The organism is Stutzerimonas degradans, from assembly GCF_024448505.1.
In the GTDB taxonomy this organism is placed as follows: Bacteria; Pseudomonadota; Gammaproteobacteria; order Pseudomonadales; family Pseudomonadaceae; genus Stutzerimonas; species Stutzerimonas degradans.
This window is the reverse complement of record NZ_JAMOHV010000003.1, coordinates 56,439-71,803: the sequence shown is the minus strand read 5'-3', so window position 1 is coordinate 71,803 and position 15,365 is coordinate 56,439. Positions and strand designations below refer to the sequence as shown.

Annotated in this window: 16 protein-coding genes; 12 read left to right on the top strand and 4 right to left on the bottom strand. The window is 67.0% G+C overall.

Going from position 1 to position 15,365, the window contains the following annotated elements:
• Window positions 1–8: 8 nt before the first annotated feature.
• Window positions 9–770, top strand: a complete 762-nt coding sequence (locus tag NAV27_RS05450; protein WP_102827684.1) for a phytanoyl-CoA dioxygenase family protein — start codon at window positions 9–11, stop codon at window positions 768–770.
• A gap of 114 nt (window positions 771–884) precedes the next feature.
• Window positions 885–2,120, top strand: coding sequence for a cytosine deaminase (gene codA, locus NAV27_RS05445; protein WP_102827685.1), 1,236 nt, complete (start codon window positions 885–887; stop codon window positions 2,118–2,120).
• Here the strand turns inward: codA and NAV27_RS05440 are convergent.
• Complete coding sequence (locus NAV27_RS05440) at window positions 2,114–2,794, bottom strand: c-type cytochrome (protein ID WP_102827686.1); 681 nt, start codon at window positions 2,792–2,794, stop codon at window positions 2,114–2,116. The two genes, codA and NAV27_RS05440, sit on opposite strands and share 7 nt — an antisense overlap.
• Before the next feature lie 326 nt (window positions 2,795–3,120).
• Here NAV27_RS05440 and NAV27_RS05435 point away from each other — a divergent pair, with 326 nt between their 5' ends.
• A complete protein-coding gene (locus NAV27_RS05435; protein ID WP_008570537.1) occupies window positions 3,121–3,624 on the top strand; it encodes an acyl-CoA thioesterase in 504 nt (167 codons plus the stop codon).
• Between the two features lie 99 nt (window positions 3,625–3,723).
• Complete coding sequence (locus NAV27_RS05430; protein WP_043298050.1) at window positions 3,724–4,068, top strand: zinc ribbon domain-containing protein YjdM; 345 nt, start codon at window positions 3,724–3,726, stop codon at window positions 4,066–4,068.
• Window positions 4,069–4,117: 49 nt separating this feature from the next.
• On the opposite strand, the gene NAV27_RS05425 is transcribed toward NAV27_RS05430, so the two are convergent.
• The gene (locus tag NAV27_RS05425; RefSeq protein WP_102827687.1) at window positions 4,118–4,822 is read right to left on the bottom strand and encodes a DUF1294 domain-containing protein; all 705 of its coding nucleotides are present in this window, start codon (window positions 4,820–4,822) and stop codon (window positions 4,118–4,120) included.
• Window positions 4,823–4,941: 119 nt separating this feature from the next.
• Between NAV27_RS05425 and NAV27_RS05420 the strand changes: the two genes are divergently transcribed.
• The 3 genes from NAV27_RS05420 (at window position 4,942) to NAV27_RS05410 (ending at window position 8,100) form a co-directional block, all read left to right on the top strand.
• A complete protein-coding gene (locus NAV27_RS05420; protein ID WP_102827688.1) occupies window positions 4,942–5,775 on the top strand; it encodes an NYN domain-containing protein in 834 nt (277 codons plus the stop codon).
• A 149-nt stretch (window positions 5,776–5,924) separates the two neighbouring features.
• Window positions 5,925–6,311, top strand: a complete 387-nt coding sequence (locus NAV27_RS05415; RefSeq protein ID WP_102827689.1) for a hypothetical protein — start codon at window positions 5,925–5,927, stop codon at window positions 6,309–6,311.
• A gap of 235 nt (window positions 6,312–6,546) precedes the next feature.
• Window positions 6,547–8,100, top strand: coding sequence for a GGDEF domain-containing protein (locus NAV27_RS05410; protein WP_102827690.1), 1,554 nt, complete (start codon window positions 6,547–6,549; stop codon window positions 8,098–8,100).
• A 10-nt stretch (window positions 8,101–8,110) separates the two neighbouring features.
• On the opposite strand, the gene NAV27_RS05405 is transcribed toward NAV27_RS05410, so the two are convergent.
• On the bottom strand, window positions 8,111–8,440 hold the full coding sequence (locus NAV27_RS05405) for a four-helix bundle copper-binding protein (protein ID WP_102827691.1): 330 nt from the start codon (window positions 8,438–8,440) through the stop codon (window positions 8,111–8,113).
• 194 nt (window positions 8,441–8,634) lie between these two features.
• Between NAV27_RS05405 and NAV27_RS05400 the strand changes: the two genes are divergently transcribed.
• The 3 genes from NAV27_RS05400 to NAV27_RS05390 all read left to right on the top strand — a co-directional run bounded on the left by NAV27_RS05400 (window position 8,635) and on the right by NAV27_RS05390 (window position 10,888).
• Window positions 8,635–9,225 carry an IMPACT family protein gene (locus NAV27_RS05400; protein WP_008570546.1) on the top strand — a complete coding sequence of 197 codons (591 nt, stop codon included), beginning with the start codon at window positions 8,635–8,637 and terminating at the stop codon, window positions 9,223–9,225.
• Window positions 9,226–9,655: 430 nt separating this feature from the next.
• Entirely contained in the window at window positions 9,656–10,606 is a 951-nt protein-coding gene (locus NAV27_RS05395; RefSeq protein WP_102827692.1) for an adenosine deaminase, read from the top strand.
• A gap of 111 nt (window positions 10,607–10,717) precedes the next feature.
• Entirely contained in the window at window positions 10,718–10,888 is a 171-nt protein-coding gene (locus NAV27_RS05390) for a hypothetical protein (RefSeq protein ID WP_175415072.1), read from the top strand.
• Here the strand turns inward: NAV27_RS05390 and NAV27_RS05385 are convergent, their stop codons facing one another.
• Window positions 10,889–12,061: a multidrug effflux MFS transporter gene (locus NAV27_RS05385; protein WP_043298058.1), complete on the bottom strand. Its 1,173-nt coding sequence runs from the start codon at window positions 12,059–12,061 to the stop codon at window positions 10,889–10,891.
• 196 nt (window positions 12,062–12,257) lie between these two features.
• On the opposite strand from NAV27_RS05385, the gene NAV27_RS05380 reads away from it, so the two are divergent.
• Both NAV27_RS05380 and NAV27_RS05375 read left to right on the top strand, forming a co-directional pair.
• On the top strand, window positions 12,258–12,890 hold the full coding sequence (locus NAV27_RS05380) for a TetR family transcriptional regulator (RefSeq protein WP_102827693.1): 633 nt from the start codon (window positions 12,258–12,260) through the stop codon (window positions 12,888–12,890).
• An 88-nt stretch (window positions 12,891–12,978) separates the two neighbouring features.
• Complete coding sequence (locus tag NAV27_RS05375) at window positions 12,979–15,357, top strand: heavy metal translocating P-type ATPase (RefSeq protein ID WP_102827694.1); 2,379 nt, start codon at window positions 12,979–12,981, stop codon at window positions 15,355–15,357.
• The last annotated feature ends 8 nt before the right edge of the window (window positions 15,358–15,365 follow it).

Sequence of the window (15,365 nt, the reverse complement as noted above, 5' to 3'; positions counted from 1 at the left end):
GCACGCGCATGACCGCGACCACCCTCACTGCCGAGCGACTCGCGGCCATGCACCGCGAAGGCTTCGTGCTGCTGCCGGGCGTGCTCGACGCGGCCGGCATCGCCGCGCTGCGCGAGGCCATCGACCGGCTGACGCCCATCGGCCTGGATTATCAGGGGCTGGTGGACGATCACTACACCTGCGTGTTCAACCGCGCGCCGTTCTGGCTGCGGTTTCTCGACCTGCCGGGCGTCATCGAGCTGGCCGAAGCGGCACTCGGCGCGGACTGCCACATCATCGGCCAGACTGCCTGGCGCAGCCGTCCGGGCTTCATCGGCGGCGAGCTGCACATCGACTATCTGCCGATGGAGCTGCCACCGCAGCTGCTGGCCGATCCGGCGTTCGAGCTGCCGATGCAGATCTGTACCGCGCATCTGTACCTGGACGACATCGACGCCGACCTCTGCCCGACGCTGGTGATCGCCGGCAGCCACCGCGCCGGGCGCAAGCCATGCCCCGGCGAAACCACCTGGCAGGGACGCGCGGCCGAGCCGGTGCTGTGCCGGGCCGGCGACGTGCTGTTCTTCCGTAGCGACCTCTGGCATGCGGGCAGCCGCAACCGCACACCGGATCGCAGCCGTTACCTGCTGCAGATCCACTATGGCCGGCGGATGGTCGCGCAGAAGTTCTCGCCGTACCTGCAGTTCACCTTCGACCCCGCCGTGCTGGCCGCCGCCACGCTGCGTCAGCGGCGCCTGCTGGGCGAGCACGAGCCTGCCGAATACGATTGAGCGCGCCGAACGCGACCTGACGCTCACCGCCGACGCCACGCGAATGCCGCGCAGGCGATATAGTCCTGCGCAGTGGCGCGCCGCGCCCGAAACCACCGCAACGAAGGAGTCGCGATGAACATCGTCAATGCCCGCCTGCGTGGCCGCGAAGGCCTGCAGCGCATCGAACTGGACGGCTCGCGCATCGCCGCCATCACAGTGCAGCAGGCGCCGGCCGAGGCCGGCCCGGGCGACCTCGACGCCGCCAGTAACCTGGTGGTGCCGCCGTTCGTCGAGCCGCATATTCATCTGGACGCCACGCTCACCGCCGGCGAGCCGGCCTGGAACATGAGCGGCACGCTGTTCGAGGGCATCGAGCGCTGGAGCGAGCGCAAGGCGCAGGTGACCCACGAAGACACCAAGACGCGCGCCAGGAAGACCATCGATATGCTGGTCGAGCACGGCATCCAGCACGTGCGCACCCACGTCGATGTCACCGACCCGACGCTGTCGGCGCTGAAATCCATGCTCGAGGTGCGCGAGGAAACCCGCCACCTGATCGACCTGCAGATCGTCGCGTTCCCGCAGGAGGGCATCGAGTCGTTCAACGGCGGCCGCGAGCTGATGGCCGAGGCGGTGGCGCTGGGCGCCGACGTGGTCGGCGGCATCCCGCACTTCGAGAACACCCGCGAACAGGGCGTCAGCTCGATCCACTTCCTGATGGAGCTGGCCGAGCGCACCGGCTGCCTGGTGGACGTGCACTGCGACGAGACCGACGATCCGCACTCGCGCTTTCTCGAGGTGCTCGCCGAGCAGGCACGCGTGCGCGGCATGGGCGCGCGCGTCACCGCCAGCCACACCACGGCGATGGGCTCCTACGACAACGCCTACTGTTCCAAGCTGTTCCGCCTGCTCAAGCAGAGCGGCATCAACTTCGTCTCCTGCCCGACCGAGAGCATCCACCTGCAGGGCCGCTTCGATACGTTCCCCAAACGCCGCGGCCTGACCCGCGTCGCCGAGTTGGATCGCGCCGGGCTGAATGTCTGCTTCGGTCAGGATTCGATCGTCGATCCGTGGTACCCGCTGGGCAACGGCAACATCCTGCGCATCCTCGATGCCGGGCTGCACATCTGCCACATGCTCGGCTACGCCGACCTGCAACGCTGCCTGGACCTGGTCACGGACAACAGCGCGCGCACACTGAACCTCGGCGAGCGCTACGGGCTGGAAGCGGGACGGCCGGCGAACCTGCTGATTCTCTCCGCGCCGGACGACTACGAGCTGCTGCGCAGCCAGGGCCAGGCGCTGGTTTCGGTGCGTAACGGCAAGGTGCTGATGCGCCGCCATCCGGCGCGCATCGAGCGTCAGTGAGCGGCGATCTCGCGCAGGCGCGCGGCCGCGGCCAGCTCCTCGGCCGGCTTGAGCTGCAGCTGCGACAGGTAGGCGGCGAGCGCGCCGATATCGGCCGGTGACAACTTGCCGGCGATCGGCATCATCACCGAACCGGCGCGGCTGGGATCGTTGTCGCGAAAGCGCGTCAGCGCCTTGCGCAGATACTCGTCAGGCTGGCCGGCCAGCCGCGGCATGGTTTCCATGCCCTCGGCATGCACGCCGTGGCAGCCAGTGCAGGTGGTCTTGAACAGCGCCTCGCCGCGTGCGCGCAGCGGTTCGTTGGCGGCGGCAGTCGGCGGGTTGACCTTCTGCTGGCTGAAGTACACCGCAACGTTGACGCGATCTTCCAGCGTCAGGTTCTCCGCCAGCTTGGACATGACGAAGTCGGTGCGCTGGCCGCTGGCGAACTTCTCGAACGCCTGGAACAGGTACAGCGGATTCTGCGCCGCCAGGTTGGGAATGTGCGCGCGCTTGCTGTTGCCCGTCTCGCCGTGGCAGTAGCTGCAGAACAGCGCACGTTCCTGGCCCGCGGTGTAGGCCTGCTCTCGCCGCGTATCGTCAGCCATCAGGTAGCTGAAGCGTTTCATCGCCTCGTCACTGGCGTGGGCGGACGTGGCAAGGCAGCTGAGCAGAACGAGTGCAAGAAGGCGCATGGGGCATCCGTTACCGAGAGGGCCGAAGGGCGTTGCGGGGTGTCCGACTATAGAAGCGCGCCCCACGCGCAACCCCGGCACAAATCAACAAAAGCGCTTCGCTGGCAGCGCGGCCGCCGGACTTTTGCGACGGCGCTCACAAATTGCCGGTGCAGGCACGGCAAAGGCGCCGCTTACCCCCTCGGATTCGCCAGATTCCAACGCTGCGCGCCTGCGCCGCATTGACGATCGAAAAAAAAGATGAAACCGATACAAAAATGCCACACACAGAACGGCGGCGTTCGACTAAAGTAGCAGCCCCCTAGAACACCAGGAGCCGCAAGCCCATGCCAGACGCACATGCAGAACTGACCATGACCGTTCTGATGACACCGGATAAGGCCAACTTCTCTGGCAACGTCCATGGCGGCACGCTGCTCAAGTACCTCGACGAAGTGGCCTATGCCTGCGCCAGCCGCTACGCCGGGCAGTACGTGGTGACCCTGTCGGTGGACCAGGTGGTGTTTCGCCAGCCGGTGCATGTCGGCGAATTGGTGACCTTCCTCGCCTCGGTGAACTACACCGGCACCACGTCGATGGAAATCGGCATCAAGGTCGTCACCGAAGACATTCGCGGCAAGGCCGTGCGGCACACCAACAGCTGCTTCTTCACGATGGTCGCCCTCGGCGAGGACGGCAAGCCGGTGCCGGTGCCGCCGCTGAACCCGAAGACGCCCGAGCAGCGCCGCCGCTTCGCCCAGGCCTACCAGCGCCGCGAGATTCGCCGCGAACTGGAGCAGCGCTATCAGGACCTGCGCACCGGCAACGAGCGCCTCGCCGCGGTGCAGTAAACCGTCGCCCCGCAGCGGGCCGCTGGCCCGCTCGCCGCACGCTCCGGCAAAACCTTATACAATGCGCGGCTTTCTGCCATCAGCCCGTGAGGATCTGCCGTGAGCACTCTGCCGCCCTGCCCCAAATGCAACTCCGAATACACCTACGAGGACGGCCAGATGCTGGTCTGCCCCGAGTGCGCCCACGAGTGGAGCGTCACCGACAGCGCAGCCGATAGCGGCGACGGCGACAAGGTGATCAAGGATTCGGTCGGCAACACCCTGCAGGACGGCGACACCGTCACCGTGATCAAGGACCTCAAGGTCAAGGGCTCGTCGCTGGTGGTCAAGGTCGGTACCAAGGTGAAGAACATCCGCCTGTGCGACGGCGATCACGACATCGACTGCAAGATCGACGGCATCGGTGCGATGAAGCTCAAGTCCGAGTTCGTCCGCAAGGTCTGACCCCCTCGCGCGCCACAACCAAGCCCGGCACCCGCCGGGCTTTTGCGTTTCAGAGCAGACGCAGCAGCCAGTCCAGCCGTTCGCGGGTGAAGCCGCTGCCAACGAACAGCAGGTCGATCCACAGCGCCTGATGCAACACCACGATCAGCCAGAACGCCGCCTGATAGCTCGGTTTGCGGGTCTTGTGGCGAAACGCCTGCTGCGCGAGCAGCGCGCCCGGCCAGCCGCCGGCCAGTTCGAACAGGTGCAGGGTGGTTTCCGGCGTGCGCCAGCGCTGCTTCAGCGCACTGTGCTTGTCACGCCAGTAGAGCAGGAAGGTCAGCAGGCTGGCGCACAAATAGATCAGCAAGGGCAGTGGCGAACCGAGCCGGTACAGGCTGCCAACCAGCGGCAGCAGGCACAGCAGCGCGAACAGCAGCAGCTTGGCCGGCAGATGCCGGATGGCGCCGGAGCCAGCCTGGCGCGGCGTGCGAGCCGGCGCGCGCGGCCTGGCCGGGCGCGAATCACCAGCTGGGCGCTGGCGGATCTTCGGCTGGTCCAGCGCCAGCGGCGCATCCAGTCGCAGATGCTCGGCACGCAGCCGCCCCTGCGTGTCGCGTCCCGGCACATAGAGGACCCGATCGCCCACCAGCGGGCGGCGCTCGCCATGCACCACGCTGATGTGCGCGAACACATCTTCGCCGCCCTGCTCCGGGCGAATGAAGCCGAAGCCCTTGAGATCATTCCAGCTTTTCAGCGTACCGCGGCGTTCCATGCGAGCTTCCCGTGCAGACGAAAGCGCGCATGCTAACCGAGCCGACGCGGCAACGGCGCTATGGCCAGCGGCCGCACGCCGGCGTTATGGTCGGAGCATTCTCCTGACAGGGACGCAACATGGCCGCCAAGCCCAGCAATTCGAACAAGCAGAAACACCTGGCCGTACTGATCGATGCCGACAACGCGCCCGCTTCCATCGTCGAGGCGCTGTTCGAGGAGATCGCCAAATACGGCCTCGCCAGCGTCCGGCGCATCTACGGCGACTGGACCAAACCCAACCTGGGCCGCTGGAAGAAGGTGCTGCTCGACCACTCCATCCAGCCGATCCAGCAGTTCGCCTACACCTCCGGCAAGAACGCCACCGACAGCGCACTGATCATCGACGCAATGGACCTGCTCTACACTCGACGCTTCGACGGCTTCTGCCTGGTTTCCAGCGACAGCGACTTCACCCGCCTGGCCGCGCGGATTCGCGAAGAGGGTCTGACCGTCTACGGCTTCGGCGAACAGAAGACGCCCTCGCCGTTCGTCTCCGCCTGCGACAAGTTCATCTACACCGAACTGCTGCGCGACGATGCGCCGAAGGCCGCCACCGAGGTCGCCGCACCGGAACGGCTGGCCGCCGCTGCAGCGCAGGTCGAGCAGGCGCAAAGCCGCACGCCACGCGGCGCCAGCAAGACCGAGGCACTCAAGTGCCAGCAGGTGCCGGTGGACTTCATCGCCAAGGTGCTCGACGACCTTTCCGAGGAGGACGACTGGATTCAGCTCGGCACGCTCGGGCAGAACATCAGCAAGCTGCGTCCGGCATTCGATCCGCGCCTGTACGGCTGCCGCAAACTCAGCGACCTGGTCGCCGGCCAGCCGTCGCGTTTCGAGCTGGAGTCGCGCGGCAGCAGCGCCACCGGCGGCAAGGACCTCTACGTGCGTCTGCGCAAGCACGGCAAGCACTGAACCAGGGTGCTCGCCTGCTCGCGATCACCGCTCATCGAACCGACGGCGCTCAGGCCCTTCTAAAGGGGACCCGAACGTAGAGGCACCTCTGTTTTCAACGCGGCGATGGCAACGCAGGCAGTTTTTAGAGGTGCACAAAGGAGGTTTCCATGAGCAAGCAACTTCTCGTCGCCCTGGCCTGCGCCGCGCAGGCCTTCGCGCCCTGGGCCAGCGCGCAGACACCCCAGCCGGAGATCGTCGCCCATCTCAACGGTCTGGATGTTGAGATCAACCCGATGGGCGTGCCGGCCCGCTCCGAGGGTATCGAGGGCGAATTGCTCGGCGTGCGCGCGGTGAAGGTAATGAATCGCACCGAGGGGCAGATCACCTGCGAATTCCATGTGCCCGCCGAAGCGCGCTCGAGCACCTCGGCCTCGCCCGTGTTCAATGTCGCTCCCAACACCCAGCGCACCGAGCGCGTGCCGGGCGAGTACTCGCCCGATCAGCCCTACGCCGAAATCACCTGCCGAAGCAGCGATACGCCGGCGCAGCAATAGACAGCTCCTGTGTAGCGGCCGCTGCGCTGCGGCCACGCACCCCGCGGCTCCCCGCCGCGCCAGCCCAGTGGCGGCGCTCGCTCGTCCCGGTAGACGTTTTGCTGGCGCTTTGCTAGCTTTTTGACATCCAGACAATATCCCGTCGAGTAATCGCCGCGCCGGCGCGGGGCAAGCCATGTCACTGCGCATGCCTGCAGTCGGTAACGGGACGCCCGCCTTGTATGTGGAAGAGCCTATGCTGACCAAGCGCCGGCGGTCCTTTACCGGTTTCATCCTGCTGTCGTTCGTGTTGCTCGGCTTCTCGGCCCACCTGCTGCTCAAGAGCGAGCTTCAGCGCTTGGAAATCCGCTTCGCCCAGCAGGTGAACAACGTCGCCAGCAGCGTGCACAACCACCTGGACACCAACGAGGCGGTGCTCGCCGGCTTCTCCGCCTTCCTCCAGGCCGTCGAACAGAACGACAGCGAGGCCGCCGCCCGCTATGCCTCGGCCGTGGTCGCCGCCTACCCGCAGATCTACATGCTCGAAGTGGCGAGCCGGGTCGCGCTGGACGAGCAGGACGCCGTCGTCGACCTGCTGCGCCGCACCTGGCGCGAGGACTTTCAGTTGCAGGACTTTCCCCTGCAGGCCGCGCATGCGCTACCGGTTCGCGTGCCGCTGGACGAGACCTGGCCGGTGCTCTTCATGTACCCGCCACACCCTCAGGCTCAATCCATCTACGGCGTCCGGCTGGAAACCGTGGGGCATCTGGCGTACGCGCTGCAGGTGGCGCGCAAACGTCCGCGCTCGGTCGCCTCGCCGGTGTTTTCGATGTTCGAAGGCGGCGACGCCTACATCCTGCTGCGCCGGGTCGAGCGGCCGGTAGATAGCCCGTCGAGTACCCGTGCCAACCTGTTCGGCAACAGCATGGTGGCCATGCTGCTGATCAAGACTGAGTCGCTGCGCGACATCGCGCGCGTCGCCAGCACCGATCGACGTTTGCGCATCGAGGCTTCGCTGAACGCCGCTGCGGGCGGCATCAGCCAGCTGTTCGCCAGCGGTCCGGTGCACCACGGGGCGCTTGACGCCCTGCTGCCGCGCCTGCGCGAGCAGGTCGTGCTAGACAGCAGGTCGCAGCCCACCACGCTGCAATTCGAGCGCCAGCTGCATCTGGACGACCTGCTGACCGGAGAAACCCTGACGTTGCTGGCCATTCTCGCCGGCGCCCTGGTGCTGACGCCGACGGTGCTGGTCAGCCATTTCCGGCGTATCGAGCACAGTGCACGCGAGCATGAGCGCTCTACCTATCTCGCCACCCACGACGCGCTTACCGCCCTGCCCAACCGCCACCTGCTGGCCGCCCGCTTCAGCGAAGCCTGTGCCTACCAGCAGCGGCACGGCACGCCGTTCGCGCTGATGGTGATCGACCTGGACCACTTCAAGGAGATCAACGACCAGCTTGGTCACGAGATCGGCGATCAGGTGCTGCAGGCGGTCGCCCAGCGCATGCTCCACACAAGCCGTCCCTACGACACGGTGGCGCGCTACGGCGGCGACGAGTTCGTCGTCCTGCTGCGCGACGTGACGCAGCCGGAGCACGCCCTGAGCGCCGGACAGTCGCTTCTGCAGGCGATCCGCGCGCCCATCGCCACCGATGCGGGCGAGCAGACGATCGCCTGCAGCATCGGCATCGCCCTGTATCCCGCCCATGGCAAAACGTTCGAGGCCCTGCTGAGCGCGGCGGACCAGGCGATGTACCGCGTCAAGCAGAGCGGCCGCAACGACGTCGCCCTCAGCGACGCCGAGGCCTGACGAGCGGCCGTCAGGCGGCCATGCGTTCGCACTCTTCGGCGCAGCGCCGGCAGGCCTGCGCACACTCCTGGCAATGCGCGTGGGCGTGCTTGGCGCATTCCTCCGCGCAGTCGCGGCAGGCTTGCGCACACAGCCGACAGGCGAGCTGCGCATAGGGGCTGTCGCGGGTCATCAGCAGCGCGGCGACGGCGCAGAGGTCGGCGCAATCGCGGTCGAGCTGGATGCAGCGCGCCATCATCTTCACGTCGTCTTCGCGCAGGCACGACGCCGCGCAGGTTTCGCACGTCAGGGCACAGCTGGAACAGGCCTGGATGCATGACTGGTACTGGGGATTGAGCATGACAATGTCCTCCGTTCGGTCATCGGCGAAAGGCGCGGCCGCAAACTCGGCGGCGGCACCTATCTGCTAGGGCGCCCGCGGGCCGCTTGAAGTTCAGCCCGCGCGCCCGGCGGTCTCCCCGGCCCGCGCAGCACAGCCGTGCCGCTGCCGTTACAATGGCCGCCCGTCATTCGCCGCCCAGCGCCGTATCCGCCATGCCCTTCACCCTCAGCGCGCCCTGTGAATTGCTGGAAGTCATCAGCAAGAGCCGCTTCCTCGCCAAGGCCGCACCGATCTCGACCGCCGATGAGGCGCAGGCCTTCATCCAGGCCGTCAGCGATCCGACCGCGACGCACAACTGCTGGGCCTGGAAGATCGGCAACCAGTACCGCTTCAGCGACGACGGCGAGCCCGGTGGTACCGCCGGGCGACCGATGCTGACGGCCATCGAGGGACAGGACTTCGACCGGGTGGTGGTGGTGGTGATCCGCTGGTTCGGCGGCATCAAGCTCGGCACCGGCGGGCTGGCCCGCGCCTACGGCGGCACCACGGCCAAGTGCCTGCAGGCCGGCGAGCGCAGCGAACTGGTGTCGCGCTCGCGCTGCCGCTGTCATTGCCGCTTCGCCGAACTGGCGCTGGTCAAATCCCGCCTGGCGGATTTCGAGGCGCTGCTGGAGGACGAACGCTTCGACGCCGAAGGCGCCACCCTCGATATCGCCCTGCCGGCAGCCAGCCTGCAACCGCTGGCACGCCTGCTCGCCGATATCAGCCGCGGCCGCAGCCAGCTGCAAACGCTCGACGACTGAGCCTCGCGGTTGCCCACAATTACTGTGGACGCCGCTGTGGATAACCTTTGCATGATGACCCGCGAGGCCGCTGCCACGCGGCCTCGCCAAAACTGCTCAGATTTTGAGCAACAGCCTCCGATAGCCCCTGCACACCGCGCCAACTCCTTGAATAGCCGCATTTTTTGACTGATGAGTCGAGAGATGACGTTTTGCCATCTACTGGCACTCCGACCCTGCAAGTTATGCCCGGATGAGGTGGAGAACTCTGTTGATAACATTGGGAACAAACGCGCCGGCGCCCGCCAGCGCTGGGCTTCAGACCACTGGTCAAATAATCACCAGGTCAGCCGGAGCAGTCGCATGACTGTCATACGCTGCTGCTAGGGCATATCGGTTGCGCCATGCCACCGATAGAATGCCCCGACACCCGGACGACGAGAACCGCGCTATGTACGAATGGCTCAACAACCTGCCCAAGGCAGAACTGCATCTGCATCTGGAAGGCTCGCTGGAACCCGAACTGCTGTTCCGCCTCGCCGAACGCAACAAGATTTCCCTGCCGTGGAAGGACGTGGAGACCCTGCGCCAGGCCTACGCCTTCAACAACCTGCAGGAGTTTCTCGATCTCTATTACCGCGGTGCCGATGTGCTGCGCACCGAGCAGGACTTCTACGACCTGACCTGGGCCTACCTGCAGAAATGCGAGGAGCAGGACGTGGTGCACACCGAACCGTTCTTCGACCCGCAGACCCACACCGATCGCGGTGTGCCTTTCGAGGCCGTGCTCAACGGCATCAGCGCGGCGCTGGCCGACGGTCGTGAGCTGCTGGGCATCAGCAGCGGGCTGATCTTGAGCTTCCTGCGCCATCTGCCGGAAGAAGCGGCGTTCAGAACGCTGGAGCAGGCGCTGCCCTATCGCGATGCGTTCTTCGCCGTCGGCCTGGACAGCTCGGAAGTCGGCCATCCGCCGAGCAAGTTTCAGCGCGTGTTCGACAAGGCGCGGGCCGAAGGTTTGCTTACCGTCGCGCACGCCGGCGAGGAAGGCCCGCCGGAATACATCTGGCAGGCGCTGGATCTGCTCAAGGTCAGCCGTATCGACCATGGCGTACGCGCCGCAGAAGACCCGAAGCTGATCGCCCGGCTGATCGAGGAACAGATCCCGCTGACGGTCTGCCCACTGTCCAACACCAAGCTCAAGGTGTTCGGCGACATGCGCCAGCACAACATCCTCGACCTGCTGGAACAGGGCGTGAAGGTCACGGTGAACTCGGACGACCCGGCCTACTTCGGTGGCTACGTGACCGAGAATTTCATGGCGCTGCACGAGAGCCTGGGCATGACCGAGGAACAGGCCCGGCGCCTGGCGCAGAACAGCCTGGACGCACGCCTGGCCTACTGACGACCGGCGCCCTGCAAGGTGGCCGTCGCCGTGCGACAACACGCCCGGCGCGCCGCTGCGCTCGCAGGTCTAGAGTGGGCTTTCCCGCTCACCAATCCTCGAGGGTTCGCCATGAACATTCTCGTCCGCCCGCTCACGCCTCGCCGCGATGGTGCCTGGCAGGTCCGGCTGGATCGTCATCCGGTCACCTTCCGCAACGAGGCCGAAGCTCGCGCCTTCGTCAACACGCTGCAGCGCCGGCTAACCGCGCCACACAGCTTGCCGGTCCGCGCCAGCGTTTAGTTAGTTGGTTCGCGCCCGCGCCGTCACCCAAGCGGTGACGGCGGCCAGCAGCCCGCACAGGCTGATGACCGCGGCCATCGGCACCGCCGAGCCGTCATGCAGCGCCCCCACGGCGGCGGCCGCCGCCGCGGCGATGGCGAACTGCAGGCTGCCGAGCAGCGCCGAGGCGCTACCGGCGTTGGCACGCTGATCGGCCATCGCGCATGCGGTGGCGTTGGGCAGCAGGCAGCCCAGGCACGCCACCGAGCAGAACAGCGGCAGCATCAGCGGCCAGAGCGCATCGGGCTGCACCGCCGCGACTGCTAGCAACACCAGTGCGCTGGCGAAATAGAACCAGACCCAACGCCGCACCCAGTACTCCGGGCCGCGCCAGCGCATCAGCCGCACATTCACCTGCGCCATCAGGATGAACCCTGCCGCATTGCTGCCGAACAACCAGGCGTAGTGCTCGCTCGGCACCCCGTACAGCTCGATGAAGACGAACGGCGAACCGGCGATGTAGGCGAACATGCCGCCCATGCACAGCGCGCCGGTGAGCGTGTGGCCGAGGAAGAAGCGGTCGCCGAACAGTCGCCGGTACTGGCCCAGCGCACCGCGCATCGGCGCCGGGGCGTGACCGGCCGGCAGCGTTTCCGGCAACCACAGCGCCACAGCCAGCAGGCAGCCGGCGCCGAACAGCATCAGCGCGACGAAGATCGCCGACCAGCCGTAGGCCAGCAACAGCGCGCCGCCGGCCGCCGGCGCGAGGATCGGCGCCAGCCCCATTACCAGCATCAGTTGCGAAAACACCTTGGCGCTGGTCATCGGATCGCACAGGTCGCGCACCACCGCGCGCGAAATCACCATGCCGGCGCAACCGCCCAACGCCTGGACGAAGCGCGCCCCGATCAGCCACTCCATCGACGGCGCGAAGGAGCACGCCAGCGACGCCAGGGTAAACAGCGTCACGCCGGCCAGTAGCGGCTTGCGCCGACCGTAGCGATCGGCCAGCGAACCGTAGACCAGCTGCCCGATCGACAAGCCGACGAAATAGGCCGCCAGCGACAGCTGGACCTGCTCGACATCGGTGGCGAAGGCCCGCGCCAATGCCGGGAAGGCCGGCAGATACATGTCGATGGCCAGAGGACCGAAGGCGCTGAGCGCACCCAATATCAGGAGAAACCGCAGAGGCATACAGGCTCACAGGAAAGGCGGGGGCGCGACGACGGGTCGCCTGGCGTAGGACCGCGAACGTTTACAGGAATGCCGGATGCTGTTACATACACGCTCGATTGTAAACATTCATCGGCAAGCCTTCGGAGCGTCGCTCCGCGCCTTGCTTTCATCGATCGATCGCTGACGCGGCCCCGGGCCGCCCGGAACCCGAGCCATGCGCCGCACCAAAGAAGACGCGGAGAAGACCCGTATCGCCATTCTGGCCTCCGCCGAACATCTGTTTCTGGACAAGGGCGTGGCCCACACCAGCCTCGACCAGATCGCCCGCGATGCCGGCGTGACGCGTGGCGCGGTGTACTGGCACTTTCAGAACAAGGCTCACCTGTTCCACGAGATGCTCAACCAGGTGCGTCTGCCGCCCGAGCAGATCACCGAACGTCTGTACAGCTGCGATGCACGCTCGCCGCTGGACTCGCTGCAAATCCTGCGCGATCTCACTGTCGAGGCACTGGCGGCGCTCGCCCGGCACGAACAAAAGCGGCGCATCTTCACCATCCTGCTGCACCGCTGCGAATTCACCGACGAATTGCGCGACGCCGAGGAACGCCACCAGGCGTTCATCAACCAGTTCATCGAACTGTGCGAGAAACTCTTCACCAGCGCCGCGACCTGCCTGCGCCCCGGCGTCACCCCACGGCTGGCGGCGCTCTCGCTGCACGCGCTGGTGGTCGGCCTGTTCAGCGACTACACGCGCGACAACCAGCTGTTCGACCCGCCCACCGAAGCAGCCGCGCTGATCGATCCGCTGTTCCGCGGCCTGATCGGCGACTGGCCGGAGCAAGCCTGAGCCGCGAGGCGCACATCGCGTCGCTTCGGGCTTGACCTTCCAGCAGGGTCAAGGTTGATCCTGCCGGTAGTCATCGAGGAGTCTCGCCATGTCCACGACCACCTTCACCCTCCCCGTCAGCGGCATGACCTGCGCCAGCTGTGCCGGCCGCGTCGAGCGCGCGCTGCGCAAGGTGCCGGGTGTCACCGCGGCGGCGGTCAACCTGGCCAGCGAACAGGTGCGCGTCGACGCCGACGGCAGCGAACTCGCGACGCTGATCCAGACGGTGGAAAGCGCTGGCTACAGCGTGCCGACCCAGGTGGTGGAACTGGCCATCGAAGGCATGACCTGCGCCAGCTGCGTCGGCCGCGTCGAGCGCGCGCTGCTCAAGGTCCCCGGTGTGCGCAGCGCGGCGGTGAACCTGGCCAGCGAACGCGCGCGGGTGGAGCTGCTCGGCACGCTGGAGTCAAACGCCCTAATCCAGGCGGTGGAAGGCGCCGGTTACCACGCACAGGTGATCGAGCAGGCGCAACCGCGCGGCGCCGACAATGCCGAACGGCGGCTGCGCCGCGAACGCCTGGCCGTACTGATTGCCCTGCTGCTGGCCGCACCGCTGGTCATCCCCATGTTCGGCGACCTGTTCGGGCTGCACTGGATGCTGCCGGCGTGGATGCAGTTTCTGCTCGCCACGCCGGTGCAGTTCATTCTCGGTGCGCGTTTCTATGTCGCCGGCTGGAAGGCGCTACGCGCCGGCGCCGGCAATATGGACCTGCTGGTCGCGCTCGGCACCAGCGCCGGCTACGGCCTGAGCCTGTACCAGTGGTGGGCGACGCCGGCCGGACAGATGCCACACCTGTACTTCGAGGCCTCGGCGGTGGTGATCGCCCTGGTACTGCTCGGCAAGTACCTGGAAAGCCGCGCCAAGCGCCAGACCAGCGCGGCGATCCGCGCGCTGGAGGCGCTGCGCCCGGAACGCGCCACGCGCGTCGTCGACGGTCGCGAGGAAGACGTGGCAATCGCCGCGCTGCGCCTGGGTGATCGGGTGCTGGTCAAGCCGGGCGAGCGTTTCCCGGTGGATGGTGAGGTGCTCGAAGGCGAAAGCCAGGCCGACGAGGCACTGATCAGCGGCGAGAGCCTGCCGGTCGACAAGCGTCCCGGCGACCGCATCACCGGCGGCGCGATCAATGGCGAAGGCCGCCTGCTGGTGCGCACCACCGCGCTCGGCGGCGAGACCGTGCTGGCGCGGATCATCCGCCTGGTGGAGGACGCCCAGGCAGCCAAGGCGCCGATCCAGAAGCTGGTGGACAAGGTCAGCCAGGTGTTCGTCCCGGCGGTGCTGGTGATCGCCGTATTCACCCTGCTCGGCTGGCTGCTCGCCGGCGCAGCGCTGGAAACCGCGCTGATCAATGCCGTCGCCGTGCTGGTCATCGCCTGCCCCTGCGCCCTCGGCCTGGCGACCCCCGCGGCGATCATGGCCGGCACCGGGGTGGCGGCGCGTCACGGCATCCTGATCAAGGACGCCGAGGCGCTGGAAGTCGCCCATGCGGTCACGGCGGTGGCCTTCGACAAGACGGGCACGCTCACCTCGGGCAAGCCGCAGATCATCCACCTGCATGCCGTGGACGGCGACGAAGCGCGAATACTGCGCCTGGCCGGCGCCCTGCAGCGAGGCAGCGAACACCCGCTGGCGCGCGCCGTGCTGGAACGCTGCGAAGCCGACGGCATCGCCGTGCCGGATGTGCAGAAGAGCCAGGCCCTGAGCGGTCGTGGCATCGCCGGATCGCTGGACGGCCAGCAGCTGGCGCTGGGCAACCGGCGCATGCTCGAGGAGTACGGCCTGCAGCCGGGTGAGCTGCTGGACACCGCCCAGCGCTGGGAAGCCGAGGGCCGCACCCTCTCCTGGCTGGTGGAGCATACGCCCGAGCCGCGCATCCTCGGCCTGTTCGCTTTCGGTGACAGCCTCAAGGACGGTGCCGCCGCGGCGATTGCCGGGCTCGCGGCACGGCATATCCGCAGCCACCTGATCACCGGCGACAACCGCGGCAGCGCGCGGGTGGTGGCCGAAGCGCTGCACATCGATGACGTGCATGCCGAGGTGCTGCCAGCGGACAAGGCCGCTACCGTGGCGGAGCTGAAGAAAGGCGGCGCCGTGGTGGCGATGGTCGGCGACGGCATCAACGACGCCCCGGCCCTGGCCGCGGCGGACGTCGGCATCGCCATGGGTGGCGGTACCGATGTGGCCATGCACGCCGCCGGCATCACCCTGATGCGCGGCGATCCGCGGCTGGTGCCGGCGGCGCTAGAAATCAGCCGACGCACCTACCGCAAGATCCAGCAGAATCTGTTCTGGGCCTTCATCTACAACCTGGTGGGCATTCCGCTGGCGGCGCTGGGCTTTCTCAGCCCGGTGGTGGCCGGCGCGGCGATGGCGCTGTCGAGCGTCAGCGTGGTAAGCAACGCGCTGCTGCTTAAGCGCTGGAAACCCTGAAACGACGA

Bases quoted from the DNA above. Each gene is read 5' to 3' on its own strand.
- NAV27_RS05450 (WP_102827684.1), top strand. From the start codon at position 9: ATGACCGCGACCACCCTCACTGCCGAGCGACTCGCGGCCATGCACCGC.
- codA (WP_102827685.1), top strand. From the start codon at position 885: ATGAACATCGTCAATGCCCGCCTGCGTGGCCGCGAAGGCCTGCAGCGC.
- NAV27_RS05440 (WP_102827686.1), bottom strand. From the start codon at position 2,794: ATGCGCCTTCTTGCACTCGTTCTGCTCAGCTGCCTTGCCACGTCCGCC.
- NAV27_RS05435 (WP_008570537.1), top strand. From the start codon at position 3,121: ATGCCAGACGCACATGCAGAACTGACCATGACCGTTCTGATGACACCG.
- NAV27_RS05425 (WP_102827687.1), bottom strand. From the start codon at position 4,822: ATGGAACGCCGCGGTACGCTGAAAAGCTGGAATGATCTCAAGGGCTTC.
- NAV27_RS05420 (WP_102827688.1), top strand. From the start codon at position 4,942: ATGGCCGCCAAGCCCAGCAATTCGAACAAGCAGAAACACCTGGCCGTA.
- NAV27_RS05415 (WP_102827689.1), top strand. From the start codon at position 5,925: ATGAGCAAGCAACTTCTCGTCGCCCTGGCCTGCGCCGCGCAGGCCTTC.
- NAV27_RS05410 (WP_102827690.1), top strand. From the start codon at position 6,547: ATGCTGACCAAGCGCCGGCGGTCCTTTACCGGTTTCATCCTGCTGTCG.
- NAV27_RS05405 (WP_102827691.1), bottom strand. From the start codon at position 8,440: ATGCTCAATCCCCAGTACCAGTCATGCATCCAGGCCTGTTCCAGCTGT.
- NAV27_RS05400 (WP_008570546.1), top strand. From the start codon at position 8,635: ATGCCCTTCACCCTCAGCGCGCCCTGTGAATTGCTGGAAGTCATCAGC.
- NAV27_RS05395 (WP_102827692.1), top strand. From the start codon at position 9,656: ATGTACGAATGGCTCAACAACCTGCCCAAGGCAGAACTGCATCTGCAT.
- NAV27_RS05390 (WP_175415072.1), top strand. From the start codon at position 10,718: ATGAACATTCTCGTCCGCCCGCTCACGCCTCGCCGCGATGGTGCCTGG.
- NAV27_RS05385 (WP_043298058.1), bottom strand. From the start codon at position 12,061: ATGCCTCTGCGGTTTCTCCTGATATTGGGTGCGCTCAGCGCCTTCGGT.
- NAV27_RS05380 (WP_102827693.1), top strand. From the start codon at position 12,258: ATGCGCCGCACCAAAGAAGACGCGGAGAAGACCCGTATCGCCATTCTG.
- NAV27_RS05375 (WP_102827694.1), top strand. From the start codon at position 12,979: ATGTCCACGACCACCTTCACCCTCCCCGTCAGCGGCATGACCTGCGCC.